This window comes from Amycolatopsis solani (assembly GCF_033441515.1).
In the GTDB taxonomy this organism is placed as follows: domain Bacteria; phylum Actinomycetota; class Actinomycetes; order Mycobacteriales; family Pseudonocardiaceae; genus Amycolatopsis; species Amycolatopsis solani.
Map to the genome: position 1 here is coordinate 1,594,556 of NZ_JAWQJT010000002.1, position 26,048 is coordinate 1,620,603.

General features: G+C 72.8%; 24 protein-coding genes. 12 read left to right on the forward strand and 12 right to left on the reverse strand.

Annotated features, from left to right (window positions below; all coding sequences use genetic code 11):
• Window positions 1–9: 9 nt before the first annotated feature.
• Genes SD460_RS27760 through SD460_RS27770 form a run of 3 tightly spaced genes read right to left on the reverse strand, consistent with a single transcriptional unit; the run spans window position 10 to window position 2,473 of the window.
• Entirely contained in the window at window positions 10–774 is a 765-nt protein-coding gene (locus SD460_RS27760) for an ATP-binding protein (RefSeq protein ID WP_290059581.1), read from the reverse strand.
• Window positions 771–1,799, reverse strand: a complete 1,029-nt coding sequence (locus tag SD460_RS27765; protein ID WP_290059583.1) for a chemotaxis protein CheB — start codon at window positions 1,797–1,799, stop codon at window positions 771–773. The genes SD460_RS27760 and SD460_RS27765 overlap by 4 nt, the downstream gene beginning before the upstream one ends.
• 38 nt (window positions 1,800–1,837) lie before the next feature.
• Window positions 1,838–2,473, reverse strand: a complete 636-nt coding sequence (locus SD460_RS27770; protein WP_290059585.1) for a chemotaxis protein CheB — start codon at window positions 2,471–2,473, stop codon at window positions 1,838–1,840.
• 155 nt (window positions 2,474–2,628) lie between these two features.
• On the opposite strand from SD460_RS27770, the gene SD460_RS27775 reads away from it, so the two are divergent.
• The 3 genes from SD460_RS27775 (at window position 2,629) to SD460_RS27785 (ending at window position 5,652) form a co-directional block, all read left to right on the forward strand.
• On the forward strand, window positions 2,629–3,021 hold the full coding sequence (locus SD460_RS27775) for a hypothetical protein (protein WP_290059587.1): 393 nt from the start codon (window positions 2,629–2,631) through the stop codon (window positions 3,019–3,021).
• A gap of 121 nt (window positions 3,022–3,142) precedes the next feature.
• On the forward strand, window positions 3,143–5,125 hold the full coding sequence (locus tag SD460_RS27780; RefSeq protein ID WP_290059589.1) for an APC family permease: 1,983 nt from the start codon (window positions 3,143–3,145) through the stop codon (window positions 5,123–5,125).
• Window positions 5,126–5,127: 2 nt separating this feature from the next.
• A complete protein-coding gene (locus SD460_RS27785; RefSeq protein WP_290059590.1) occupies window positions 5,128–5,652 on the forward strand; it encodes a DinB family protein in 525 nt (174 codons plus the stop codon).
• Window positions 5,653–5,725: 73 nt separating this feature from the next.
• Here the strand turns inward: SD460_RS27785 and SD460_RS27790 are convergent, their stop codons facing one another.
• Together SD460_RS27790 and SD460_RS27795 are read right to left on the reverse strand one after the other, a co-directional pair.
• Window positions 5,726–6,115 (reverse strand): hypothetical protein, encoded by a 390-nt coding sequence (locus SD460_RS27790; RefSeq protein ID WP_318306938.1) that lies wholly within the window; start codon window positions 6,113–6,115, stop codon window positions 5,726–5,728.
• Window positions 6,112–7,215: a potassium channel family protein gene (locus tag SD460_RS27795; protein ID WP_290062268.1), complete on the reverse strand. Its 1,104-nt coding sequence runs from the start codon at window positions 7,213–7,215 to the stop codon at window positions 6,112–6,114. Before SD460_RS27795 ends, SD460_RS27790 begins: the two co-directional genes overlap by 4 nt.
• A 155-nt stretch (window positions 7,216–7,370) precedes the next feature.
• On the opposite strand from SD460_RS27795, the gene SD460_RS27800 reads away from it, so the two are divergent.
• On the forward strand, window positions 7,371–9,395 hold the full coding sequence (locus tag SD460_RS27800; RefSeq protein ID WP_290062269.1) for an MGH1-like glycoside hydrolase domain-containing protein: 2,025 nt from the start codon (window positions 7,371–7,373) through the stop codon (window positions 9,393–9,395).
• Here SD460_RS27800 and SD460_RS27805 read toward each other — a convergent pair.
• Complete coding sequence (locus SD460_RS27805) at window positions 9,367–10,185, reverse strand: FkbM family methyltransferase (protein WP_290062270.1); 819 nt, start codon at window positions 10,183–10,185, stop codon at window positions 9,367–9,369. The genes SD460_RS27800 and SD460_RS27805 overlap by 29 nt on opposite strands.
• 97 nt (window positions 10,186–10,282) lie before the next feature.
• On the opposite strand from SD460_RS27805, the gene SD460_RS27810 reads away from it, so the two are divergent.
• Complete coding sequence (locus tag SD460_RS27810; RefSeq protein ID WP_290062271.1) at window positions 10,283–10,441, forward strand: hypothetical protein; 159 nt, start codon at window positions 10,283–10,285, stop codon at window positions 10,439–10,441.
• On the opposite strand, the gene SD460_RS27815 is transcribed toward SD460_RS27810, so the two are convergent.
• Together SD460_RS27815 and SD460_RS27820 are read right to left on the reverse strand one after the other, a co-directional pair.
• Window positions 10,442–13,726: a TM0106 family RecB-like putative nuclease gene (locus SD460_RS27815; RefSeq protein WP_290062272.1), complete on the reverse strand. Its 3,285-nt coding sequence runs from the start codon at window positions 13,724–13,726 to the stop codon at window positions 10,442–10,444. It abuts the gene before it with no gap.
• Between the two features lie 619 nt (window positions 13,727–14,345).
• Window positions 14,346–14,615, reverse strand: coding sequence for a hypothetical protein (locus SD460_RS27820; RefSeq protein WP_318306939.1), 270 nt, complete (start codon window positions 14,613–14,615; stop codon window positions 14,346–14,348).
• Window positions 14,616–14,672: 57 nt separating this feature from the next.
• On the opposite strand from SD460_RS27820, the gene SD460_RS27825 reads away from it, so the two are divergent.
• The 5 genes from SD460_RS27825 to SD460_RS27845 all read left to right on the forward strand — a co-directional run bounded on the left by SD460_RS27825 (window position 14,673) and on the right by SD460_RS27845 (window position 18,603).
• On the forward strand, window positions 14,673–15,410 hold the full coding sequence (locus SD460_RS27825; RefSeq protein WP_318306940.1) for a MerR family transcriptional regulator: 738 nt from the start codon (window positions 14,673–14,675) through the stop codon (window positions 15,408–15,410).
• Window positions 15,411–15,749: 339 nt separating this feature from the next.
• Window positions 15,750–16,469, forward strand: coding sequence for an IclR family transcriptional regulator (locus tag SD460_RS27830; RefSeq protein WP_438860667.1), 720 nt, complete (start codon window positions 15,750–15,752; stop codon window positions 16,467–16,469).
• Between the two features lie 84 nt (window positions 16,470–16,553).
• Window positions 16,554–17,585 (forward strand): Rieske 2Fe-2S domain-containing protein, encoded by a 1,032-nt coding sequence (locus SD460_RS27835; RefSeq protein WP_290059224.1) that lies wholly within the window; start codon window positions 16,554–16,556, stop codon window positions 17,583–17,585.
• Complete coding sequence (locus SD460_RS27840; RefSeq protein ID WP_290059223.1) at window positions 17,582–17,713, forward strand: hypothetical protein; 132 nt, start codon at window positions 17,582–17,584, stop codon at window positions 17,711–17,713. Before SD460_RS27835 ends, SD460_RS27840 begins: the two co-directional genes overlap by 4 nt.
• Window positions 17,710–18,603: a PDR/VanB family oxidoreductase gene (locus tag SD460_RS27845; protein ID WP_318306941.1), complete on the forward strand. Its 894-nt coding sequence runs from the start codon at window positions 17,710–17,712 to the stop codon at window positions 18,601–18,603. The genes SD460_RS27840 and SD460_RS27845 overlap by 4 nt, the downstream gene beginning before the upstream one ends.
• Before the next feature lies 1 nt (window position 18,604).
• On the opposite strand, the gene SD460_RS27850 is transcribed toward SD460_RS27845, so the two are convergent.
• From SD460_RS27850 to SD460_RS27865, 4 genes are all read right to left on the reverse strand, one after another.
• Window positions 18,605–20,176 (reverse strand): succinic semialdehyde dehydrogenase, encoded by a 1,572-nt coding sequence (locus tag SD460_RS27850; RefSeq protein ID WP_290059221.1) that lies wholly within the window; start codon window positions 20,174–20,176, stop codon window positions 18,605–18,607.
• Window positions 20,173–21,801 carry a GMC family oxidoreductase gene (locus tag SD460_RS27855; protein ID WP_318306942.1) on the reverse strand — a complete coding sequence of 543 codons (1,629 nt, stop codon included), beginning with the start codon at window positions 21,799–21,801 and terminating at the stop codon, window positions 20,173–20,175. Before SD460_RS27855 ends, SD460_RS27850 begins: the two co-directional genes overlap by 4 nt.
• Before the next feature lie 107 nt (window positions 21,802–21,908).
• Window positions 21,909–22,367, reverse strand: coding sequence for a dihydrofolate reductase (locus tag SD460_RS27860; RefSeq protein WP_290059218.1), 459 nt, complete (start codon window positions 22,365–22,367; stop codon window positions 21,909–21,911).
• On the reverse strand, window positions 22,364–23,161 hold the full coding sequence (locus tag SD460_RS27865) for a thymidylate synthase (RefSeq protein WP_290059217.1): 798 nt from the start codon (window positions 23,159–23,161) through the stop codon (window positions 22,364–22,366). Before SD460_RS27865 ends, SD460_RS27860 begins: the two co-directional genes overlap by 4 nt.
• A gap of 116 nt (window positions 23,162–23,277) precedes the next feature.
• Between SD460_RS27865 and SD460_RS27870 the strand changes: the two genes are divergently transcribed.
• A complete protein-coding gene (locus SD460_RS27870) occupies window positions 23,278–23,730 on the forward strand; it encodes a Fur family transcriptional regulator (RefSeq protein WP_086857501.1) in 453 nt (150 codons plus the stop codon).
• Window positions 23,727–26,003, forward strand: coding sequence for a catalase/peroxidase HPI (gene katG / locus SD460_RS27875; protein ID WP_290059215.1), 2,277 nt, complete (start codon window positions 23,727–23,729; stop codon window positions 26,001–26,003). Before SD460_RS27870 ends, katG begins: the two co-directional genes overlap by 4 nt.
• The last annotated feature ends 45 nt before the right edge of the window (window positions 26,004–26,048 follow it).

Consider the following 26,048-nt stretch of genomic DNA (forward strand, 5'->3'; position numbering starts at 1 on the left):
TGTGACACGCTACCCGGCGTAACTGTCACCGCTGGTACGGGGACGCTGGACGAGAACGGCCCAGACGACCTTCCCGCCCGCCCACGACCGGCTGCACCCCCAAGTGCGAGCCAGCTGCGCGACGAGTTTCAGCCCCATGCCGGGTTCGAACGGGGAAAGCCGTTCGAGCAGCACCGCCGGGCGCGGGTCCTGGTCGGCCACGGCCACCGTGCACACGCCCGCCCGGAGGTCGAGGCGCAGCCGCGGTTCCGACGTGGTGTGCTTCAGGACGTTCTCGACCAGCTCGGTGGCGATGAAGCGGGCGTCTTCGGAAAGCCCGGGGACGCCCCACTGGGCCAGCCGGCCGGTGACGAATTCGCGGGCCTGCGCCGAACTGCCTTCGGCGCGGGCGAAGGTGCGTTCGCTCCGCCGCCGCACCGGGTGGTCCAGTGCCGCCGCGGCCGCGGCCAGGTCGGCGCGGACCGGGACGTAGCGGTCGACGGCGTGGCGGCCCAGCAGCGTCCGGCGTTCCGGCTCGGCGACCACCACCGTGAACGGGATGCCCGGCCAGTCGCCGATCCGCATGGCGATCAGGGCGAACACGCTGAGCAGCGACGGGTCGCCGATCTCGAGCGCGCTGATGTCGGCCACCAAGCCGTCCGGCGCGTCCGTCGCGATCTTGAGCAGGCCGTCGCGCAGCTGGGGGTAGGAAACCCGGTCGAACTCGCCGGTGACCGTCACGACCGTCGCGGTCCCGTGGCTGCCGACCGCGAGGTGCACCGCTGAAGAAATCATGGTCCCTCCGCCGTTTCCTCGCTTCCCGCGGCCGCGCGGAGCAGGAACCGGCGCAGCGTCTCCGCGGCGGCGGCGGCTTCACGGGCGGAGGAGGCATAGCGCTCCGCCAGTCCGCCCGGCCGCCGGCCGCCGGCCTGCGCCGCCAGCTTGGCGGCCAGGGTCGCCTTCTCGTCCAGCGCGCGCAATGCCTTCTGCAGCGCGAACCGGAACTCGTCGTCCTGGGCGGTGAGGAGGGCTTCGGCCGACCACGCGTGCCCGATCCGGCAGCGGTACCGGCCCACCGGGTCGACCTCGGCGAGCGGCCCCTGGCAGTCGGGGCAGGTGTAGCCCGCGGCGATGTCCCGTTCGGCGGGTTTGAGCGCGCCCGCCCGCACCCCGGCCCGCGCGATGCGGTCCTCCAGCAGCAGGACGTCCGACGGCGGCCGGCCCCCGGACTGCTCCACCGGCATCCGGACCAGCTTGTCGAGCATCGCGCCGATTTCGGCGGCACGGGCCGTGTACGCGTTGTCCACCAGGGAAAGCGCGTTTTCCGGCATGCCGCTGTAGAGCGCGTCGGCCGGGTCCTGGACCACGGCGACACCGCCCTGGTCCACGATCGCGCGCAGGCCGGCCGCGCCGTCGTCCAGCACCCCGGAAAGCACGACGCCGATGACGCGGGACCCGCCCGTCAGCGCGGCCGACCGGAACGTGGCGTTGACCGCGGGCCGGTGGCCGTTCTCGGTCGGGCCCGCCGAAAGGACCAGGCAGCCGCTTTCGGTGAGCAGGTGCCGGTCCGGCGGCGCGACGTACACGGTGCCGGGCTCGATCACCGCGCCGTGGCTCGCGGTCCGGGCGGGCAGCTGCCCGGCGTTGTCGAGGATGCGGGCGAGCGCGCTGTGCGCCCGCGCGGCGACGTGCATGGTGACCAGCAGTGTCCCGGGGAAGTCGGCGGGCAGTCCGGCCACCACGGCGCGCAGCGCCTCGACTCCACCGGCCGAGGCACCGACCACGACGAGATCACGCCGGAAGGGCGGCACGACGTCCACCTCCTCACCTGCACTTCCACGGTAGTCGAGTCGAGCCGCTACGACGAGTAGCCCCCACCGTGCGGGCTAAACCCGCCGGGACGCGCGATGTGCCCGCCGACGTGGTCGCGGATGGCCCCGGCGATCTCCGGCAGCGGCAGCACGGTGCCGACCTGCCCGGTGAGGATCGCGGCACCTGGCATGCCGAAGTGCTGCGAGGTGGCTTCGTCCTGGGCGAAAACGGTCCCCCCGCAGCGGACGATCGCCCGGATCCCGGCCTGCGCGTCGGTCCCGCGGCCGGTCAGGACCACCGCCAGCGCGCGGGGACCGCACGTGACGGCGAGCGTCGCCAGCAGCAGGTCCGCCGACGGGCGCGCCGGCGGCAGCGCACCGGCGTCCAGCAGCCCGATCCGCCCACCCGGGGTGACCAGCAGGTGCCGCGCCGAGGGGGCGACCAGCACGGTGCCGGGCGTCAGCTCGTCGTCGTCCGCGGCTTCGGCGACCCGCAGCGCGGTGCGTCCGTCGAGGATCGCGGCCAGCTGGCTCGGCCAGCTCGGATCCAGGTGCTGCGCGACGAGCACCGCGGCCGGGAAGTCCGCCGGCAACGCGCCGAGCACCCGGGAGAAGGCGTCCAATCCGCCGGCGGAGGCGACCAGTGCGACGACCGGGACCCGCACGGGGTAGGCGGCGGTCACCGGGACCCACCGCCGTCGCCGGCCACCCGCCGCGACCGGCCGCACGCTTCTCGACGGCCGCGCATACCCCGATTTTGACACCTCCGCGCGCCGGTCACCAGCAGCCCGGAGTGTCCTCGGTGCCGGACTCCGGGCGGACGTGGCATGCTCGACGCGTGACCACCTGGATCGACGTGATCAACTTTGTGCGGACGCGGTACGAAGTCCTGGAGGAGTCGGACGGCTGGCTGCGGTTCCGGCTGCACGGCCCGAGCGACCGGACCCAGCAGGCGACGGTCCACCACCTGGCCGAGCTCGACGGCGGCTCGTGGATCGAAATCTCCTCACCCGTCGGCTGGGCCGACTCGGTCGACCTGCGGAAGCTCCTCGAGCTCGCCGGCGGTTCGGCGGTCGGCGGCGCGGCCGTGGTGGACGGCGTCGCCCTCCTCAAGCACACCGTGCCGTTGGAGGACCTCAGCATCGAGGAGGAGTTCGAGCGCCCCCTCAAGGCGGTCGTCGCCCGCGCGGACGCCTTCGAGCACGAGCTGACCGCGGCCGACGAGTTCTGACCGTCCACAGGGGACACCGGGTGCCCGTCCGGAGTGGACGGCCGTCCGCTGCCTCGCGTGCAGCGGGCCGCCCACCGTCGGGCATGCTGGTCCCCGGTATCAGGGGACGAGAGGGCGCGAAATGGGTGTTTCACCCGATTTGACCATTCCGGCGAAGGTCGACAGCCCGGTGCCGCCGAAACCACCGGCGTCCGGGATCGCCCGGTGGCTGCTGGAGCACCGCGTGGCCCCCGTCGGCCGCGCCGGCGGTGAGGACCACGGCACCCCGCAGGCGTGGTGGAAGGTCATGTGCCTCACCGGCGTCGACTACTTCTCGACGCTCTCCTACCTGCCCGGGATCGCCGCGCTCGCCGCCGGGGCGCTCTCGCCGCTGGCCACGCTGCTCATCGTCGCGCTGACCCTGCTCGGCATGCTGCCGATGTACCGCCGGGTCGCCCGGGAAAGCCCGCACGGGCAGGGGTCGGTCGCGATGCTGGAAAACCTGCTGCCGTTCTGGCGCGGGAAGCTCTTCGTGCTCACCCTGCTCGGGTTCGTGGCCACGTCGTGGATCATCACGATCACGCTGTCCTCGGCCGACGCCACCGTGCACATGCTGGAGAACCCGTACCTGCCGGGCTTCCTGCACGGCCACGCCGTCCTCATCACCGTCGTGCTGCTGCTGATCCTCGGCGGGGTGTTCCTGCTCGGCTTCAGCGAGGCCGTCGGCGTCGCCATCCCGCTCGTCGCGGTCTTCCTGGTGCTCAACGCCGTGGTCACCGGTGCCGGCGTGCTCGACCTGCTCGGCGACCCCGCGGCGCTCTCCCGCTGGAGCGACGCCCTGACCAGCGGCGGCGGCGGGTTCGGCGGCATCGTCGGCCCGGCCGTCATCGCCTTCCCGATGCTGGTGCTCGGGCTCTCCGGGTTCGAGACCGGCGTCAGCATGATGCCGCTGGTCGCCGCCGACGGGAAGACCGCGGAGGAGCGGCTGGAGTCGCGGATCCGCAACACGCGGAAGCTGCTCACCGCCGCCGCGCTCATCATGTCCGTGTTCCTCATCGCGACCAGCTTCGTCACCACCGTGCTGATCCCGGCGGACGCGTTCAAGGAGGGCGGCGAGGCCAACGGCCGCGCGATGGCCTACCTCGCCCACCACGAGCTGGGCGAGATCTTCGGGACCGTGTACGACATCAGCAGCGTGCTCATCCTGTGGTTCGCGGGTGCGTCGGCGATGGCCGGGCTGATCAACATCGTCCCGCGGTACCTGCCCTCCTACGGCATGGCGCCGGAGTGGGGCCGGGCGGTCCGGCCGGTCGTGCTCGTCTACACCGCGATCAGCGTCCTCATCACCATCGCGTTCGGCGCCGACGTCAACGCCCAGGCCGGCGCCTACGCGACCGGCATCCTCGCGATGATGGTCTCGGGCGCGGTCGCGGTCAGCATCTCGGCGATCCGCCGCCGCCAGCGCGGCGCGGCCGCGGGTTTCGTCGTCCTGACGCTCGTCCTGCTCTACGCGCTCGTCGAGAACGTCATCGAGAAGCCGGACGGGATCGCCATCTCGGCGCTGTTCATCCTCGGGATCATCGTCGTCTCGCTGGTTTCGCGGGTCACGCGGACCACGGAGCTGCGTGCCGAGCACATCGAGTTCGACGACGAGGCCCGCCGGTTCGTCGCCGACTCGCTGGCCCACGACGGCGCCCTGAACATCATCGCCAACAAGCGCCAGGGCGGCGACCTCGCCGAGTACTCCGCCAAGGAAGCCGAACAGCGCGGGATGAACCCGGTGCCGGGCGCCGCCGACATCCTGTTCCTCGAGATCGACGTCGTGGACCCGTCGGAGTTCAGCAACGTGCTGCAGGTGCGCGGCGTCGAAGTCGACGGCTACCGCATCCTGCGCGCGAACAGCCCGGCGGCGCCCAACGCGATCGCCGCGATCCTGCTGACCCTGCGCGACGTCACCGGCGTCCGGCCGCACTGCTACTTCGAGTGGTCCGAAGGCAACCCGCTCGGGCACCTGTTCCGCTACCTGCTCCTCGGCCGCGGCGACACCGCACCGGTCGTCCGCGAGATCATCCGCAGCAGCGAGCCGGACGCGGACCGCAGGCCCGGCATCCACGTGGGCGGCTGAGGATGGGTTCGTTCGACGTACCGCTGGACGGCGAACGCGTCCAGCTCGAGGCGTTCATCGAGGAGCACCGCGGCGCCATCGAAGCCGCCCTCGACGGTTTGACGGAGGAGCAGGCCCGCCGCCGGCTGGTCCCGTCGGCGACGACGGTGCTGGGACTGCTCAAGCACGTCACGTGGATGCAGCGCGTGTGGTTCGAGGAGTGCGTGGGCGGCCGGTCCCGTGCCGAGCTCGGGCTGGTCGCGAGCCCGGACGACTCCTTCCGGCTGGGTGAGGGCGACACCGTCGCGTCGGTCACCGCGGCCCACCGGGAAGCCTGCGCGACGGCCCGGGAGGTGGTCGCGGAGCTGCCCCTGGACACCGTCGTGACCGGCCACCGGACGGGCCCGCGCACGCTTCGGTGGGTGTACCTGCAGGTGCTGCGGGAGCTGGCCCAGCACTGCGGGCACGCCGACATCCTGCGCGAGCAGATCCTCGCCGCCCGACCGGTCCCGCAGGCACGCACTGAAGGGGACGTTCCTGGCATGTGATGACAGGAACGTCCCCTTCAGTGCATCAGATGCCGGCAACGTCCCCTTCAGGACGGCGGGACCGCGCCGGGAGTCAGCGGGCGGCGGGCGGGGGTCCCGCGCGCCGGACCGGGGCGCGGGCGGGGGCCGGGGCGCGGCCCGGGGCCTGGACCGGAGCGCGGCCGGCGGGTGGACGCGGTCCCCGCGCCGGCTGGCGGGCCGCCGGGCGGCCGGGGTCGCGGGCCGGGGGGCGGGGCTGGCGGACCGGGCGGGGGTCGGGCTCGGGTGGGAGCGGCCCGGGGCGGTTGGCCCACGAGTCGAACAGCAGGATCAGGCCCGCGAACACCGCGCAGCCCAGCCCCAGCAGGACGTTGACCAGGGAGCCGAGGATTCCGGCGACCAGCAGGACCGGCAGCACGGCCATCAGGCAGTACGGGTCGATGCGGCCGAATTTCCGGCGCGGCGGACCTTCGCGCGAGCTCACCGCGCGGCCCCCGGCTTCCTCCTCGACATTCTTGCAGTATGCAGCGTCTCGCCCGGCGGGGCCACCTCCCTCCGCAGGGCCGTCTCGACCTCGGCGCCGGTGAGCCGCCTCGGGCCGACGTAGTAGAGGACCGCGCCCGCCGGCAGCTCCGCGTCCCAGGCCGGGTTGACCTCCAGGTCCGTGCCGGTGCGCACGGCCAGCACCGTCGCGCCGTACGAACGCCCGAGCGCGAGGCGGCAGCGTTCGGCCGGGAGCCGCCCGAGCGACTCCGGCAACGTCACCGAGAACGTGTCGGCGCCGCCGGCGGTCATCAGCTCGGCGTAGACGTCGGTGATGCCCGGCGACGTCAGCTCCTCGGTCACCATCCGCGGCGTGTGCCACTGCACGCAGCGGATCCGCGGGTCGACGTACCGGACCAGCTCGGCGCGCTCCAGGTCCCGCAGGGTGACGACGACGTGCGCCGCCGGGGTGGCGTGGTCGACGGTGACCGCGACCGCCAGCGCCGCGTTGTCGTCGGCCACGTCGACGAGGACCGCGGCCGCGCGCGCGACGCCCGCCCTGGCCAGGACGTCGGCCGCCGTCGGGTCGCCGCGGACGAACTGCACCGGCCGGTCCGGCATCGGGTGGACGCCGACCTCCTCCCCGGCGCAGAGCACCAGCCCGCTCACCCCGTCGGCCAGCAGCTGGGCCACGATCCGCTCGGTGCGGCCGGCGGTGTACCCGATCAGCACCGTGTGCCCGCTCGCCCGCACCGCCTCCGTTCCCTGCATCCGCCGTCCCTTCGCCTGTTCCAGCACCGAAGCGAGCTTCGTGAACACCGTCGTCAGGGTGGCGATGCCGCCCACGATGACGTAGGCGCCCACGACGTGCCCGGCGACGGTCTCGGGTGAGAAGTCGCCGTACCCGACCGTGGTCGCGGTGACGACGAAGTACCACCAGTACGTGCCGGGCCGGACCAGCTCGCTGCCCGCCGGCTCGGCCAGCGCCATCAGCGGCCAGCTGGTCGCGAACACGACGAGCACCACCGCGGCCGGCAGCAGCCAGCCGCGCCCCGGGTGGACGACCCAGCGCGCGAACAGCCGCGAAAGGAAGAACGCCACCGGCCCTCCTCACTCAGCGCGACCGCGGTCCCGTCACCCGATCACACGGTGCGACCGATCACAACGGTCTTTACCCGACCGTGACGGCGGACAGAAACGGACAGAATCCCGCCGGTTCCGGGGAAATCCCGCCGTTCCGTGGTGCACTCTGACTCATGGCGAACGACGTCCGGCGGAAGATCGGTGCGGCGGTCCTGGCGGTGGCGACGGCGTGCGGAGCGCTCACCGCCGCCGCGACCGCGGCGCCCGCCGCACTCCCCTCCCTCGCATTCTCCGACCCCGGCAGCCAGGCGTTGTTCGGCACGGCCTACGACGCGGCGCTCGACAACCTGGTGCGCACCAACACGATCGGCTACGACCCGAAGTACGACAAGAGCGGCCTGCTCGACCCGTCCGTCGGCTTCGTCCGCGCGGGTGGCGGCTACGACCAGCCGTGGACGCGCGACGCGTCGATCAACAGCTGGAACGCCACCAGCCTGCTCGACCCGGCCCTGGCCCGGAACACCCTCTGGGCGGTGGCCGACAAGGACGCCGGCGGCGCGCTGCGCGTGCAGCAGGACGACCAGCAGTGGGACCAGGTCGTCTGGGCGACCGCCGCGTGGCACCACTTCCTCGTCACCGGCGACCGCGCGTTCCTCGAAAACGCCTACGCCACCGCGAAGAACACGCTGACCATCCGCGAAAACGCCACCACGGCGGGGCTCAACCGCACCTACGGGTTGTTCACCGGCGCGTCGTTCTTCAACGACGGCATCGCCGGTTACCCCGCGCCCCCGGCCGACGCCACCGAATCGGTCAGCACCGGCAGCATGCCGTGGCCCGGCGTCGCGAGCGGGATGTTCTTGAGCACCAACGAGGTCTACTACGCGGCCTACGTCAACGCCGCGAACATGGCCGGGCAGCTGGGCCGGCCCGCCGCGGAAGCCGCCGTGTACCGCGCCAAGGCGGCCGCGCTGAAGAACGCGATCAACCGGAACTTCTGGAACCCGAAGACCGGCCTCTACGACTACCAGCTCCTCGCCGACGGCACCCGCGGCGCCTACCAGGAGGGCACCGGGCTGGCGTTCGCGCTGCTCTTCGGCGTCGCGAACCCCGCGCAGGCCCGCTCGATCGTCGCCAACGCCCGCGAAATGACGTGGGGCATGCCCGACACGTACCCGAACTGGGCGCGCTACTCCGACGCGCAGCCGGGCCGCCACAACGCGATCGTCTGGCCGCTCGTCCAGGGCCTGTGGGCGAAAGCGCTGGCCGGGCAAGGCGATCAGCAGGGCTTCGCCGCCGAGACCGCGCGCCTGGCGAAGCTGGCCGGCGGCAACAGCGGCTTCTGGGAGATATACAACGGGACCACCGGCGTCGTCGACGGCGGCTACCAGCGGCTCGGCGACGACGTGAAGTTCCACTGGGGCTCCCAGCCCGACCAGACGTGGTCGGCGACCGCGTACCTCGACATGATCCACAGTGGACTGTTCGGGCTGCGCTTCACCACGCGTGGCCTGAGCTTCGCCCCCACCCTGCCCGCCGGCTGGGGCGACGTCACCCTGCGGCACCTGCGCTACCGGGCCGCGGACCTCACCGTCACCCTGCGCGGCGCGGGCACCGCGATCCGCTCGGTCACCCTCGACGGCCGTCCCGCGGCCGCGGCGCTCCCGGCCACGCTCACCGGCGCGCACGCGATCGAGATCACCCTGACCGGCGCGCCCGCGGGCGACCGCGACGGCGACGGCGTGCCCGACGCCCGGGACCTCTGCGCCGACACCGCGGGGACCGTCGCGGGCTGCCCGGACCCGGCGCACCTCGAAGCCGAGGACGCGCACAACACCGGCGGCGTCAAGACGAACGCGAACCACACCGGCTACAGCGGCCGCGCCTTCCTCGACGGGCTCTGGGCCGAGGGCGCGGCGTCGGCCTTCACGATCCACCGCACCACGACCGCGCCGGCGTCCGGCACGATCACCGTCCGGTACGCCAACGGCAACAGCGACGCCCGCACCATGACGCTGTCCGTCGACGGCCGCCCGCTGCGGCAGCTGAGCTTCCCGAAGGTCTCCGACAGCTGGGACGACTGGGGCACGGCGACCTTCGGCGACGTCCCGCTCGCCGGCCGGGATCCGGTGCTCACGCTGTCCTACGCGCCCGGCGACACCGGCCGGATCAACCTCGACTGGCTCGGCTACCGCTGACCGCGAACACCATCCCGATGTCGGCGGCCTCCTGAACGGGGTCCTGCACCGCCTCGACGGTGAACCCGCGCGAGGTGAAGACGTCACGGACGGTGTCGCGGTGCTCGCGCCACCCTTCGACCTCGACGACCGCCTGCCGCACCAAGGGCCAATGGCGGTCTTCGAGACCGCGCAGGACGTCGAGCTCGGCGCCTTCGACGTCGACCTTGAGCAGGTCGACGCACTCGATGCCGTGTTCGTCGAGCACCGCCGAGAGCGGCCGGACCCGGACGCGGTGCGTTTCGAGCTCCCGCATCACCCGGAGCTTGCGCCCGACGATGCCGCGCAGGACGGGCACGGGCACCCGGCGGAGCCCGCCCCCGAGGCCGCCGCGCCGGATCATTTCGACGACGCTGGCGGTGACGCGCCGCCGCTCGACCTCGATGGTGCTCGCGTCCCGCAGCGACGACGAAAAGATGGTCGCCGCGGGGAAGTAGCTGAAGTCGAGCTCGGCTTCGGCGGCGGCCAGGCCGTACGGCAGCGCGGTCAGCCGGTCGGCGAAGAAGTCGCGGCCGTTGCGGTCCAGGGTCGCGAACAGCGGCGGGAGCGGTTCGAAGGCGTAGATCCGCGCGTCGCCGCCGAGGCGCTCGAACACCGCGGCGGAGAAGACGCCGACGTTGGCACCGACGTCGAGGACGGTGGCGCCGGGGGCCAGCTCGATGCCGTTGGCGAAGTAGGCGCCCACCTCTTCGCGCAGGAAGGCCACCTCCCACGGGTTGATGCTGTGGAGGTCGATCGCGTCCAGGGGCACGGGCGAAGGAATATCAGCAACGGCCTCGGCGGTCCAGCCCCGGAAGGCGCTTTCCGGCCCCCGGCGTGAACCGGCGGCCGCGGGGTATCCGCCGGGCATGACCGAGTCCGAGCACGAGCCCATCAGCCCCGACGTACCCCGCACGCCCGGGACCCCGGACGTCGACCTCGACATCGAGGTGCCGCCCGCGGACCGCGAGAAGCCCGACACGCAGGACGTCGAAGAGGACGCCGGCGAGGTCGAGCCGCCGGAGTGACTACCCGGCCGGCCAGGGCCGCGCCGCGGTCAGCAGGCCGATCATGCCCGCGACCAGGCGCATCTGCTCGACGGTCCGGATGTCGGCCTCGACCAGCCGCGGCGAGCACACCAGGATCGCCAGGGCCTGCGCCCGCGAGAGCGCGACGTTGAGCCGGTTGCGCGACAGCAGGAAGTCGAGCCCGCGGGGCAGGTCCACCGCCGACGACGACGTCATCGTCGTGATCACCACCGGTGCTTCCTGGCCCTGGAACCGGTCGACCGTGCCCACCCGGACCCCGGGGAAGCCGGCCTCCTCCAGCGCGCGGGTCACCGTGCGCGCCTGCAGGTTGTAGGGCGCGACGACGACGATGTCGGCGTCGCCGAGGGGCCGGGTCGTGCCGTGGTCGGTCCACGCGCGGCCGTGCAGGTCCGCGACGATCGCCGTGACGACGGCGGCTTCCTCGACCGAGCGGGTCGTGTTGCCGGCGTGGTCCGCCTCGGCCACGTACAACCCCGCGTCGACGCCTTCGAGCGACCGGCCGGCCGCCGACGGGTGGGCGTGGAGGCGGCCCGCGTAGGACAGCTCCGACACCGGCGCGCACACGGCCGGGTGCATCCGCCGCGTCTCGTCGAGGAAGTAGCCCAGCTCGGGCGGCATGATGTCGGCCTCGCCGATGAGGTGGCCCAGCGCCGAGGCCTCCGCGCCCGCCGGGTGCGTGCCCTGCACCACCTGCGGCAGCTGCTGCGGATCGCCCAGCAGCAGCACGTTCTTGGCGCAGACGGACACCGCGAGCGCGTCGGCGAGGGCGAACTGGCCGGCCTCGTCGATGATCATGTAGTCGAAGGGCTCTTCGCGGATCGCGGCGTTGGCGAAGGTCCACGCCGTCCCGCCGACGAGGTGGCCGGTGTCGTGCTCCGCGCGCCACTTGACCAGCGCCGGGTTGCTCTTCGGCTGCTCCCACGGCGCCGCGGGGTCCGGCGTCCGCTTCGCGCGCTTGGCGCACGGCAGGTCCGGCGCGCTCTTCTTCGCCGCGCTCAGCACGTTTTCCACGGCTTTGTGGCTGTTCGAGGTGACCGCGACGGTCCGGCCCGCGCGCACCAGCCGGGCGATCAGCTTGCCCGCGAGGTAGGTCTTGCCCGCGCCCGGCGGGCCCTGCACGGCGAGCGTCGAGCCGTCCAGCTCCTCGGCCGCCTCGATCACCGTGGCGACGAGGTCCGCCGCCGGCTCGGGCAGCGCCGCGCCCCAGCGCAGCCGCGGCGGGGTCCGGCGGAGCAGATCGATCCCGGGGTGGCGCGGGAGCGCCGGCAGCGTGTCGACGGTCAGGCGGGCGAGCTCGGCGACGGCTTCGTCCTTGGGCGAGGGCCGCACCGGGCTGCCGGGCAGGACCGCGGTCGGCCGGTCGTTCGTGGTCGCGTCCGGCGGGCTGCTCTCTTCCACCGTCAGCTCGACGGCCGACGCGGCGACGACCTTCCCGTCGCGGGCGGTGTCGCCGTAACGCAGCCGCACTTCGTCGCCGGGCGCGAACGGGTGCGGCCGGTCCGGGTCGCAGGCGAGCTGCAGCGTCCGCTTCGCCGTGCGCACCCGCCCGGCCGGGGGCACCCACTCCCCCGCCTCCAGCGCCACCGGGACGGCGCAGGCGGTGTCCACTTCGAGGTCGCCGAGCGGCGCGGCCAGCTGGCGGAAGTACTCCCACCACGCCGGGTTGGTCTCGCGGCGGTGGTAGCCGACGGACGCCGCCAGCAGCGCGCGGGCCCGGTCGTCCGCGGTGAAGTCCGCGGGGTCGTCCGGCAGGCCCTCGAGCAGCGGGTCGACCAGCGCGGCCAGCTGCGCGGCCCGTTCGGCGCGCCGCTCGGCGGCGACGTCTTCCTCGGCCGCGCGCAGCAAGGCGTCCTCGGCGGACTCCTCGGGCGGCACGGGTACGTCGATCCCGGCGTCGGCGCGGACGCGGTGCAGGAACCCGAACAGCCGCAGGGCGGAGACGCAGTCGTCCTCGGTGTCCTCGGCGATCCGCCGCAGCACCTCTTCCGCGCGCTCGGGTTCGCCGGACCGGTCGAACGCCAGGTACTCCTCGTACTCGTCGACGTCCGACACGGCGGTCTTGGTGCGGGCGCCGGGCTGGTAGAGCGGCTCGAGGTGGCGGATCGAGTACGACCGCTGCGACACGCGCAGCGCCTTGCGCACAACCGCGTGCAGGTCCACGACGGCGCCGCTGCGCAGCAGGTGGTCGACGGTCTCCTCGCGGGTCCCGTGCACGGCGGCGAGCCGCTTGATCGCGGTCACCTCGTAGGGCGCGTAGTGGTAGACGTGCGACCCGGGGTGCTCGGCGACGCGCGCGGCGGCGAAGTCTACGAACTCCTCGAAGGCGCGTTTCTCCTGGGCCCGGCTGTGCGCCCAGAAGGCGGTGAAGCGCCGGTCGTCTTCCTCGGTGACCGCGCCGAAGAGGTACTCGAGCCCTTCGCCGGCGAGGGCGTGCGGATCGCCGGCCAGGTCGACGAAGACGTCCCCCGGCGCGGGAGCCGGGAGGGCGGCCAGCTCGTCCGGGTCGACGATCTCGTAGGCGATCTCGCCGGTGGCGTCCTGCCGGACTTGCAGCGCGGCCTGGGCGCGCAGGGTGGCGAACGCCGTCACGGACAGATCCCGCGGCCGGTCCCCCGGCCCGGCGGCGGCCAGCGCGTCGATCGACCCCAGTCCGGCGGCGGTCAGCTTGCGCCGCTGGTCACCGCGCATCCCGGCGACGAGCGAGAGGTCGCGGTCGGCCTCGCGGGCGGAGGCGCAGTGCCGCGCGAACGAGCAGCCCGCGCAGGCCGGGCGTTCGTCGGCCCACAGCGGGAGGGGCAGCCGCGGGGCGCGGTCGCGCAGGCGGGCCCGCAGCCGGTCGACGAGGGGCCGGAAGTCGGCGACGCGCAGCGTCCGGGTGGTGCCGTCGCTCAGCCCGAGGTGCACGTTCGGCCCGCCTGCGTCACCGAGGGCATCGGCGCACGCGGTCAGCCGCACCACGGCGGCGGGCGTCGCGTGCCGGACGGGCTGGGCGTCGTGGACCTCGTAGCGGCCGTCGGCGGTCCGGACGAGCGAGTCGACGCGGCCGGTGAAGTCGCCGTCGCGGAGGACGGCGCCGGGGATGGTGGGTGTCCCGGCGCGGATGGCTTGCCGGGTGGCTTCGGCTTCGCTGCCGGGTTCCGGCTGGGACGGCGCGGCCGGGTCGGCGGGGCGGGGCGCACCGGGCAGGCCTGCGGCCCAGGCCTGGTGGAGGAGGCTGCGGTGCTCGCATTCGAGCAGATCGGCAAGATCAGCTGGGGTGACCATCGCCGCGAAGTCTTACACGGCGGGGGCGCCCGGGTTCCCGACACGCCGTGCGGCCGGCCCGCGCCCGCGGGCGCGACCCGGCCCGCGCCTGCGGGCGGACCGCGCGCCCGCCACCGCGGCCGCGAGCCATCGCGAGTGCCCCCGACGGCACCGCGAGCCCCCGCCACTGCGATCCGGAGCGCCCCCACCGCGGGCGTCATGGCCGCCGCCACCGCGAGCGCCCCGAGCCGCACCACCACAGCCGCGGCGGTGCTCGCCGCCGCGGGCCCTCCGCATCCGCCACCGCCATCGCGAGCCCCTGCCACCGCCGGGCCCACCACCAGCGCCGCCGCCACTCCACTTCGACCGCGGGCCTCACCGCGAGCACGAGCGCGGCCGCACCCGCGAGCACCGCCGCCGTCACCTCGAGCCCCTGCCACTGCCGGGCCCACCACTAGCGCCGCCGCCACTCCACTTCGACCGCGGGCCTCACCGCGAGCACGAGCGCGGCCGCACCCGCGAGCACCGCCGCCGTCACCGCGAGCACGAGCGTCGCAAATGACTCATTCGGGACCTCCGAGGTCCCGAATGAGTCATTCGCGACCTCGCTACCCGGGCTCGGCCACCGCCGGACGGCAGGTCAGCGGCCCGGGTCGCCCAAGAGCCGGTCCAGTTCGGTGGCCGCCTCCTCGTAGCCGGCGTCGCTCACCCGCTGCAGCTCCAGCAGGTCGCCGGCCGCGACCGCGCGGCGGGTGAGCAGGCGGCCGGCGTGCGTGCTGCCCTCGTCGAGGAGCTCGCTCAGCGCGGCGACGTCGCCGCGCGCGTCGGCCAGGTCGGCCAGGCGGTCGAGGGCGCGCTCGTTGCCCTCGTCGGCCAGCGCGCGCAGGGTGGCCGGATCCAGGTTCGTCATGCCATCGAGTCTGCAACCCTGCCCCAGGGGCGGGGTCAAGCGCGGCATCATGACGGGGTGATCACCATCGGCAGGCTGGCCGCGTACGCCGGCGTCTCGATCAAGACGGTCCGCGTCTACCACGCGAAAGGCCTGCTCCCGGAGCCGGCGCGCGATGCCTCCGGGTACCGGCGTTACACGGCCGCGCACGCCGTCGACCTGCTCAAGATCCGCACCCTCGCCGAGGCGGGCGTCCCGCTTTCGCGCATCAAGGACCTCGGCGACGCGACGCCCGAGGAGGTCCGCGCGGCCCTGCATGACGTCGACCGCGAGCTGACCGCGCGGATCAAGCGCCTCCGCGAGACGCAGCGGCGGCTCCGCCGGCTCGGGTCCGGCCCGGTGCACGGGCTGCCGTCCGACGTCGCGCGGCACCTCGAGCACCTCCCGGAGCTGGGGTTTTCCGCGCGCTGGGTCGCCATGGAGACCGACCTGTGGATCCTGGTGTACGCGACGCACCCGGAGCTGGCTGCGGAGTCCTTCCGCGACCAGGCGCAGGCCCTGACCGACCCGGGCCTGCGGCAGCTGTACCTGGACTACGACCGCGCGCACGACCTGGACCCCGCGGACCCGGCGCTCGACGCCCTCGCCGACCGGATCGTCACGGCCACCCGCCGCCGCTACGGCCCCGGCCCCTTGCCTGGCCTGGACGCCCCGTCGGCGGTACCGGCGCTGATCCAGAGCGCGGTCAACGCCGAGTCCCCGGCCTGGCGACGCCTCGACGGCCTGCTCCGCGCGCGGCTGATCCCCGGGACATAACCGTGCCGCGCCCCCGCGCTCGCCCTCGGAGAGGCAGCCATGCCGAACCCCGGGGCCCGCCCAGCCGGCCAAGTCCCGCGCCACCGGGAGGTAGCCGTGCCGAACCCCGGGCCCCGCCCAGCCGGCCAAGTCCCGCGCCACCGGGAGATGGCCATGCCGAATCCCGGGCCCCGCCCGGCCGGCCAAGCCCGCGCCGACCCTGGGAGGCGGCCGTGCCGACCCCTGGGCGCGCCCCGGCCGACCCAGCCCCGCGCCCAGTGAGGTACCCATGTCGAACCCAGCGACCCCCAGGAGGTAGCCGTGTCGCATCGAGGTCGCGTTCCCGGTGCCACCGGGCCCGTGCTCGGCCGTGCCCTCAAGGTGCTCGGAGCCTTCTCGCCGGACCACCCCGCCCTCCGCCTGAGCGAAGTCGCGCGCCGCGCGGGACTACCCGCGGCCACCGCGCACCGGCTGCTGCGGGAGTTCTGCGCGTGGGGCGCGCTCGAACGGGACGAAGCCGGCGTCTACCGGGTCGGGCTGCGGCTCTGGGAGCTGGGCGCGCTCGCGCCCCGCGGCTTGGGACTCCGCGAACGCGCCCTGCCGTTCCTGGAAGACCTCTCCCAAATCACCCGCGAGAACGTCCAGCTCGCCGTCCGCGAGGGCACCGAGGTGGTGTTCATCGAGCGGATCGCCGGCTCCGGCGCGGTCCCGGTCCTCACTCGCGTCGGCGCGCGGTTCGCGCTGACCGCGACCGGGGTCGGGCTCGTGCTGCTCGCGCACGCGCCCGCCGAGGTGCAGGAAGAGGTGCTCGCTCGCCCGATCGAGCGGTACACGCCGGAAACCGTCACCGACCCGGATCGGCTGCGGCACCTGCTCGCCGACGTCCGCACCCACGGGTTCTCCATCAGCGAGCGCCAGGTGACCCTCGACAGCCTCTCGGTCGGCGCCCCGATCCACGACGCGCGGGGCCAGGTCGTCGCGGCGGTGTCGCTGGTCGTCCGCCACGGCAGCGCTTCGCCGCACGCGCTGGCCCCGCTGGTCCGGACGAGCGCGCGGGCGATCTCGCGGGCTCTCGGCTGAGCTTTCCGTCTTATGGAAACGCCCTTCGCGACGAGGGGCCCGTCCACTCAGGCTGGGGGCCCCGCCACGAGAGGACGAACTCCGATGAGCGCCATTCCCCGTGACCAGTGGTACGTCGCCGCCTACGGATCCGAGATCGGCGCGGAGTTGTTCGGCCGCACCATCTGCGGCGAGCCCGTCCTGTTCTGGCGGACCCGCGACGGCAGCGTGACGGCCGTGGCCGATCGGTGCGTGCACCGGCGGTTCCCGTTGTCGCAGCAGCCTTCCCGGCTCGTCGAGGACCAGGTCGTCTGCGGCTACCACGGCTTCACCTACGGCGCGGACGGCAAGTGCGTGGCCGTGCCGGGACAGGCGCGGGTGCCCAGGACCGCCCGGCTGGCGCGGTACCCGGTCGTGGAGCAGGACTCCTTCGTCTGGGTCTTCATCGGCGACCCGGACAAGGCCGACGCCGCCCGGATCCCGCGCGCGCCCTACCTCGACTCGCCCGGCTACACCACCGTCGCCGGGATGGAACCGCTGCGGGCGCGGTTCTCGCTGCTGGTCGACAACCTGCTGGACCTCTCCCACGAGACCTACCTCCACGGCGGCTACATCGGCACCCCGGAGGTCGCCGCGACGCCGATCACGACCGAGGTCGACGAAGAAAACGCCGTCATCTACGTCTCGCGGCACATGGACGACGCGGAATGCCCGCCCTTCTACGCCAAGTCGACCGGGTTGCAAGGCCGGATCTCACGCTGGCAGGACATCGAGTACACCCCGCCCTGCCTGTACAAGCTGCACAGCCGCATCGCGCCGGTCGGGTCCGTGCCGCGCCCGGACGGCAGCGACCCGGACGCCTTCCACGTCGAGGTCGTCTACGCGATCACGCCCGAGACCGAGCACTCGACGCACGACTTCTGGGCCGTGGCCCGGGATTTCGCGCTCGGCGACGAAGGCGTGTCGGCGTTCCTGGCCGAGAACAACCGCACGGTGGTGCTGCAGGACGTCGAAGCGCTCGACGTCCTCGAACGCGTCATCGCCACCGAACCGGCGGGCTACCAGGAGCTTTCGGTCAACATCGACACCGGCGGGCTCGCGGCCCGCCGGATGCTGCAGCGGCTGGTCTCGCCGTGAACCGGGTGCTGTGGGTCCCCGGCACCGACTGGCTGCACGCGATCTGCCACTGCGGGGCCGAACGCGAATTCGACGACCCGGTCGCGCTCTGGGACTGGCTCCTCGCCCACCCCGAAGGACATCGATGAAGCTTCTGGTGGAAACGAAGGAAGAAGTGGCCGACGGCGTCGTCCGCTTGACGCTGCGGGCCCCCGGCGGCGAGCCGCTGCCACCTTGGGAGCCCGGCGCGCACGTCGACCTCGAGCTGCCCGGCGGCGTGCGGCAGTACTCGCTGTGCGGGCGTCCCGAAGACACCTCGGCGTACCAGGTCGCGGTGCTGCGGGAGCCCGCCGGCCGCGGCGGCTCGGCGTACGTCCACGACGAGCTGCGCCCCGGACACGAGGTCGAGGTTTCGCTGCCCCGCAACCACTTCCCGCTGGTGCCCGCGGAGCGGTACCTGTTCATCGCGGGCGGCGTCGGCATCACGCCGATCCTCCCGATGCTCGCACGCGCGACCGAGTGGCAGCTCGTGTACGGCGGCCGGACGCGTTCGTCGATGGCCTTCACCGGCGACCTGGCCCGCTACGGCGACCGCGTGACGCTCCACCCGCAGGACGAGGTCGGCCTCCTGGACCTGGCCGGGTTGCCGGTCGAGCCGGGCACCGCGGTGTACTGCTGCGGCCCGGAACCGCTGCTGGCGGCGGTGGAGGCACTCGGCTTCGACGACCTGCACGTCGAGCGCTTCACCGCGAAACCGGACGACGGCGCGCGCACGGCGTTCGAGGTGGAACTCGCCGGGTCGGGGCGCGTGCTGGCGGTGCCCGCCGACCGGTCGATCCTCGACGTGGTCGGGGAAGCCGGGGTCACGGTGCTGTCGTCGTGCCGCGAAGGGACGTGCGGCACCTGCGAAACCGGCGTGCTCGGCGGGACCCCGGACCACCGCGACACCGTGCTGACCGAGGCCGAGCGGGAGGAGGGCGAGGTGATGATGCTCTGCGTGTCCCGCGCCCGCTCGCCGCGGCTGGTGCTCGACCTTTGAGTTACCGCAAGCGCAGCTTCCGCAGCGTCTTGAGCCCGGAAAGCATGCTCTCGACGTACTTTTCGTAGCCCTGCCCCGGCCGCGGGCCCATCACCTGCTTCTTCAGCACCGCCAGGTTCTGCCCGTCGGTGTACTTGAGCAGGCCCTGGTCGCCGTGGCGGGCGCCGACGCCGGAGTTCTTGACGCCGCCCGACGGGGTGCCCTTGGCCGCGTAGGCCGTCGCGAGGATGTCGTTGACGTTCACGTTGCCGGACTCGATGCGGGCCGCCAGCGCGCGGGCCGCCGGGACGTCGGCGCTCCAGACCGAGGCGTTCAGGCCGTAGTCGGTGTCGTTGGCCAGCGCGACCGCTTCGTCGACCGTGCGGTAGGTGTGCAGCGCCACCACGGGGCCGAACGTTTCCGTCACACCGCAGAGCATGTCCTTCGTGACGCCTTCGAGGATCGTCGGCTCGAAGAACGCCGGGCCGAGGTCAGGGCGCGGCTTCCCGCCGGTCAGCACCGTGGCGCCCTTGGCGACGGCGTCGTCCACATGGGACTTGACGCGCCGCATGTGGTCCACCGAGACCAGCGAGCCCATCTCCGGACCGAAGTCGTACGCCGCGCGGACGTCGAGCGCCGACGCCGCCGCCACGAACGCCGTCTTGAACTCGTCGTAGCGGGACTCCGGCAGGTAGATCCGCTCGACGTGCATGCAGATCTGGCCGGTGTTGCCGAACGCGCCGAACACCGCGCCCCGCACGGCTTCCCCGATGTCGGCGTCCGCCAGCACGATCATCGGGTTCTTGCCGCCGAGTTCGAGGCAGCAGCCGATGAGGTTGCGGCCGGCGCGCTCGCCGATCACTTTGCCGGTGGCCGTGGAGCCGGTGAACATCACGTAGTCGGCCTGGTCGATCAGCGTCGGGCCGACGTCCGGGCCTTCGCCGCAGACGACCTGGAACAGCCCTTCCGGCAGGCCGGCCTCCTCCAGCAGCCGCACGCCGTAGAGCGGGGAGAGCGCCGTCTTGTTGTCCGGCTTCAGGACGACCGCGTTGCCGGCCATCAGCGCCGGGACGGCGTCGGAAATGCCGGTGGCGAACGGGAAGTTCCACGGCGCGATGATGCCGACGACGCCCTTGGGCCGCCGGACCTCGGTCGAGGACGTCACCAGCGGCACCGGCCCGCCGCGCTTCACCGGGGCCAGCAGCTTCGCCGCCCGCTTGAGGTAGTGGCTCATCACCATCGGCGGGTCGCAGGTCTCCTCGATCGCCATCCGCCGGTTCTTGCCGCTCTCGACCTGGATGAGGTCGGCGATGTCCCGCGCGTGGTCGACGAACAGCGTGTGCGCCCGCTTGAACACGGCCAGCCGCTGCTTGACCGGCGTGGCGGCCCACTTCCGCTGGGCCTCGCGCGCGACCGCGAACGCCCGCTCGATGTCCCCGGGCGTGGACTGCGGGAGCCCGACCAGGACGTCGCCGGTGTAGACCTCGGTGAGTTTCCAGGTCGCGCCGGACCCCAGCACCCTGGCGACCAGCTGGTTCAGGAACACGTCGGTCACCGAGGCCGGGCGGGAAAGCTCGAGCGGGGCGAGGGTCATGACCGGCTCCCGAGGACGAGCTGGGCGCCCATTTCGCCGATCATGATGCAGGGCGCGTTGGTGTTGCCGCCGGTGATCGACGGCATGATCGAAGCGTCGCAGACCCGCAGGGCGTCGACCCCGCGGACCTTGAGGTCGGGCCCGACGACGGCGAGCTCGTCGACACCCATCCGGCAGGTGCCGACGCCGTGGTAGACCGACGTCGCGCGGTTGAGGATCGCGTCGCGCAGCGCCTGGCCCTTGAGGTTCTCGCCGGGGTGGATCTCCTCCTTCACGGCGCCGCCGAACGCCTTCGAGGCCATGATCTCGCGCACCATCTCCGAGCCTTCGCCGAGCACTTCGAGGTCGGCCGGGTCGGCGAGGTACTGGAAGTCGATGAGCGGTGGGGCGGTGGGGTCGGCCGAGGCGAGCCGCAGCGTGCCGCGGCTCTTCGGGTAGATCAGCGTGGTGAGGACGGTCAGCGCGCCGCGCTTGTCGACGGCGTGCCGGATCGGGGCGTCCTGGTTGGGCGAGACGTACGCCCACGGCAGCAGGTGCAGCTGCAGGTCGGGGACGGTTTCGGCCTGCGAGGTGCGGAGGAACGCGACCGCCTCGAAGACGGAGTTCGCCAGGAACGTGGAGCCGGGGCGCAGCAGCTCCTTGGCCAGGCCGCGGGCGAAGAACGGCGCCGTGCCGCGCAGCTTGCTCGAAGACACCTGGAAGGTCAGGGCGTGGAACATGTGGTCGTGCAGGTTGTCCCCGACGGGCAGGTCGGCGACGACGTCGACGCCGTGTTCCTTCAGGTGCTCGGCGTGGCCGACCCCGGAGAGCATCAGCAGCTGCGCGGAGCCGACGACCCCGGCGGCGAGGATGACCTCCTTGCCGGCCCGCACGACCCGGCGACCGCCGCCGGTGTCGGTGACTTCGACGCCGCTGGCGCGGCCGTTCTCGATGAGCACCTTCGTCGCCAGCACGCGGGACTGGAGCTCGAGCGACGGCGGCGCGTGGTGGAGGTAGCCGCGCGAGGCGCTGTAGCGGAGGCCGTCGGCGGCGTTCTGCTGCATCCGGCTGACGCCTTCTTGGGACTCGGCGTTGTAGTCGTCGAGGATCTCGCAGCCGATGGCGTCGGCGGTGGCCTCGAGGAACTGCAGCGTCCCTTCCTGCGGGATCTTGTTGCGGGTGATGCGGATGGGCCCGCCGGCGCCGCGGAAGGCGTTCTCGCCGTCCTCGAAGTCCTCCATCCGCTTGTAGGCGGCGTTGACGCGATCGGCGTCCCAGCCCTCGTTGCCCTCGGCGGCCCAGGAGTCGAAGTTGGCGCGGTTGCCGCGGACGTAGACCATGCCGTTCACGGAGCTCGACCCGCCGACGACCTTGCCCCGCGGCACCGGCATCCGACGATCTAGAACGTGTTTCTGCGGAACGGAGTAGTAGCCCCAGTCGACGAGGCCCTTCAGCTGCGGCACCGCGTGCATCGGCGCGACCATGCCGGGCTTGGTGACCAGCAGCCGGCTGTCGCTCTTGCCCGCTTCCAGCACGATCACGCTGGCCCCGGACTGCGCCAGCCGCCCCGCGACCGCGGCACCGGAGCTCCCCGACCCGACGACGACGTAATCGGCTTCGTCGCCGCGCGGCGCCCGCTTCGCCATTTCCGCTCCTCGGTCCGCCCGGACACGTAAACTGTAACGTGTTCTAGTCAGGCAACCGTATAGCGTGAAGCCCGGGGAGCGCAACGGTCCCCGGGAGCGGCAGGCTCTCAGCCCCAGGTCAGGAAGCGGTAGTGCAACCCCGTCGAGGACTCCAGCCACTCCCCCACCGACTCCGCCGGCCGCCCCACCTCGGGTGCGTGGGTGTCGCCCTCGAAGGACTCGCGGAGCTCGGTCACCACCACCCGGTCCGCGACCGGCAGCGCCGCCGCGTACACCGCCGCGCCGCCGATCACCCAGACGTCGCCGGACACCGCCGCCAACGCCGAGGCCAGCGAGGGGAACGTCTCGGCGCCCTCCTGCGGGGTCCGCGAAAGCACCAGGTTGCGCCGCCCGGGCAGCGGCCGGAACCGCGGCGGGAGCGACTCCCACGTGCGGCGGCCCATCAGCACCGCCGCGCCCGCCGTCACCGCGCGGAAGTGGCGCAGGTCCTCCGGCAGGTGCCACGGCAGCTGCCCGTCCCGCCCGATGACACCGTTCGACGCCTGGGCCCAGATCAGCCCGATCACACCGCCACCGGGGCCTTGATGCCCGGGTGCGGGTCGTAGCCTTCGACCGCGAAGTGCTCGTAGGTGTAGTCGAACAGGCTGTCGGCCGGCTTCAGCTCCAGCGTCGGGAACGGCCGCGCCTCGCGCGCGAGCTGCGTGCGAACCTGGTCGACGTGGTTGTCGTAGACGTGGCAGTCGCCGCCGGTCCAGATGAAGTCGCCGACGCCGAGGCCCACCTGCGCGGCGATCATGTGGGTCAGCAGCGCGTAGCTCGCGATGTTGAACGGCACGCCGAGGAACAGGTCCGCGCTGCGCTGGTACAGCTGGCAGGACAGCTTGCCGTCGGCGACGTGGAACTGGAAGAACGCGTGGCACGGCGGGAGCGCCATCCGCGGGATGTCGGCCACGTTCCACGCGGACACGATGATCCGCCGCGAGTCGGGGTTCTCGCGCAGCGTGCGCAGGACCTCCGCGATCTGGTCGACGTGGCCGCCGTCCGGGGTCGGCCACGAGCGCCACTGGACGCCGTAGACCGGGCCGAGGTCACCGTCTTCGGCGGCCCACTCATCCCAGATCGTCACGCCGTGCTCGCGCAGCCAGCCGACGTTCGCGTCGCCGCGCAGGAACCACAGGAGCTCGTAGGCGATCGAGCGGAAGTGGACCTTCTTCGTGGTGATCAGCGGGAAGCCGTCCGAGAGGCGGTAGCGCAGCTGGTGCCCGAAGATCGACCGCGTGCCCGTACCAGTACGGTCCCCTTTGCGGGTCCCCGTTTCGAGCACGTGGCGGAGGAGGTCTTCGTACTGCGTGTCCGGCATGCCCGCGAGCCTAGCCAGCCTCGCCGCCGCCGAGGTACCCGCACCGCGTGACACCACCGGGTGGAACCGCCGTCGTAACTTGACTCATTCCAGATACGGTCCTAGGGTCGACGGCGATGTCCGACTACGAAGCGCAGTTGCGAGCTGTCTCGCTCCGCGTGACGCGGCCCCGCCTGGCCGTGCTCGCGGTGCTGCGCGAGAACCCCCACGTCGACACCGAAACGGTGATCGACCTGGTGCGCGCCGAGCACCCGTCGGTGTCGCACCAAACGATCTACGATGTGCTGCGTGCGCTGACCGACACCGGACTGGTGCGGCGCATCCAGCCCGCCGGTGCGAACGCCCGCTACGAGTCACGCGTGGGTGACAACCACCACCACGTCGTGTGCCGCTCCTGCGGGGCCATCGCCGACGTCGACTGCGCCGTCGGCCACACCCCCTGCCTCACCGCCTCGGACGACCACGGTTTCGTGATCGACCAGGCGGAGGTCGTCTACTGGGGCACCTGCCCCGACTGCGCGGCCGAACGCACCCGAAATGATTCGCCGCTCTCGGAAGGAAGTAAATGAGCTCCACCCAGGACAACGCCCCGTCCAGCGCGCAGGGCGTGGACAAGAAGGCGGCGGCCGGTTGCCCGGTCGCGCACGACTCCGTGACCTCGCACGGCAGCGAGAGCGAGAACCCGGCGATCAGCTCGCCGACGCCGAAGACGGGCGGCCGTCCGCGCACCAACAAGGACTGGTGGCCCAACCAGCTCGACCTGACGGTGCTGCACGCGCACTCGTCGAAGAGCAACCCGCTGGGCGAGAAGTTCGCCTACGCCAAGGAGTTCGCGAAGCTCGACGTCGACGCCCTCAAGCGGGACATCACCGAGGTGCTCACCACCTCGCAGGACTGGTGGCCCGCCGACTTCGGCCACTACGGCGGCCTGATGATCCGGATGAGCTGGCACGCCGCGGGCACCTACCGCATCCACGACGGCCGCGGCGGCGCCGGTGACGGCGGGCAGCGCTTCGCCCCGCTGAACAGCTGGCCGGACAACGCCAACCTCGACAAGGCGCGCCGCCTGCTGTGGCCGGTCAAGCAGAAGTACGGCCAGAAGATCTCGTGGGCCGACCTGCTGGTGCTGGCCGGCAACGTCGCGCTGGAGTCGATGGGCTTCAAGACCTTCGGCTTCGGCTTCGGCCGCGTCGACACCTGGGAGCCCGAGGAGATCTTCTGGGGCCCCGAGGACGACTGGCTGGGCGACGAGCGCTACGTCAGCGACTCGGAGATGGCGCCCGAGGTCGGGGCGACCGAGATGGGCCTCATCTACGTCAACCCCGAGGGTCCCCGCGGCAACGCCGACTTCAAGGCGGCGGCGGCCTTCATCCGTGAGACCTTCGCCCGGATGGCGATGAACGACGAGGAGACCGTCGCCCTCATCGCCGGCGGCCACACCTTCGGCAAGACCCACGGCGCCGGTGTCGCCGACGACCACGTCGGCCCGGAGCCGGAGGGCGCCCCGATCGAGGCGCAGGGCCTCGGCTGGCTGAACACGCTCGGCAGCGGCAAGGGCCCGGACCAGATCACCAGTGGCCTCGAGGTGACCTGGACCGACAAGCCGACCGAGTGGAGCAACCGCTTCTTCGAGATCCTGTTCGGCTACGAGTGGGAGCTCACCACGAGCCCCGGCGGCGGCAAGCAGTACGTCGCGAAGGACGCGCCGGAGATCATCCCGGACCCGTTCGACCCGAACAAGAAGCACAAGCCGACGATGCTGACGACGGACCTGTCGCTGCGCTTCGACCCGGTCTACGGCCCGATCTCGCGCCGGTTCCTGGAGAACCCGGACGAGTTCGCGCTGGCGTTCGCCAAGGCCTGGTACAAGCTGCTGCACCGCGACATGGGCCCGGTCAGCCGCTTCCTCGGCCCGTGGGTCGCCGAGCCGCAGCTGTGGCAGGACCCGGTGCCGGCCGTCGAGGGCGAGCTCGTGAGCGACGCCGACATCACCGCCCTCAAGGCGAAGGTGCTGGAGTCCGGCCTTTCGGTCGCCGAGCTGGTTTCGACCGCGTGGGCGTCGGCCGCGACCTTCCGCTCCACCGACAAGCGCGGTGGCGCGAACGGCGCCCGGATCCGCCTGGAGCCGCAGCGCAACTGGGAGGTCAACCAGCCCGAGCAGCTCGGCAAGGTCCTCGAGATCCTCGAGGGCGTCCAGCGCGAGTTCAACGAGGCCGGCGGCGCGCAGATCTCGCTGGCCGACCTGATCGTGCTGGCCGGCTCGGCCGCCGTCGAAAAGGCGGCGCGCGACGCCGGCGTCGAGACGACCGTGCCGTTCCACCCGGGCCGCACCGACGCCACGCAGGAGCAGACCGACACCGACTCGTTCAAGGTGCTCGAGCCGCGTGCCGACGGCTTCCGCAACTACCTGCGGTCCGGCGAGAAGCGCCAGCCGGAGGTGCTGCTGGTCGACCGCGCGTACATGCTCGGCCTCAGCGCGCCGGAGATGACGGTCCTGGTCGGCGGCCTGCGGGCGCTCGGCACCAACCACGGCGGTGCGGCGCACGGCGTCCTCACCGACCAGCCGGGCGTGCTCACCAACGACTTCTTCGCCAACCTGCTCGCGCCGGGCACCCGGTGGAAGGCGTCGGAGGCCGCGGAGAACGTCTACGAGATCCGCGACGTGACGACCGACGAGGTGAAGTGGACCGCCACCGCGGTCGACCTCGTCTTCGGCTCGAACTCGCAGCTGCGGGCCCTCGCCGAGGTCTACGCCAGCGACGACGCCCGCGAGAAGTTCGTGGGCGACTTCGTGGCGGCGTGGACGAAGGTCATGGAGCTGGACCGCTTCGACCTCGCCTGATCGGACGCCCGGGTCGTGAGTGTTTAGTCGGGTTAGAACCCGACT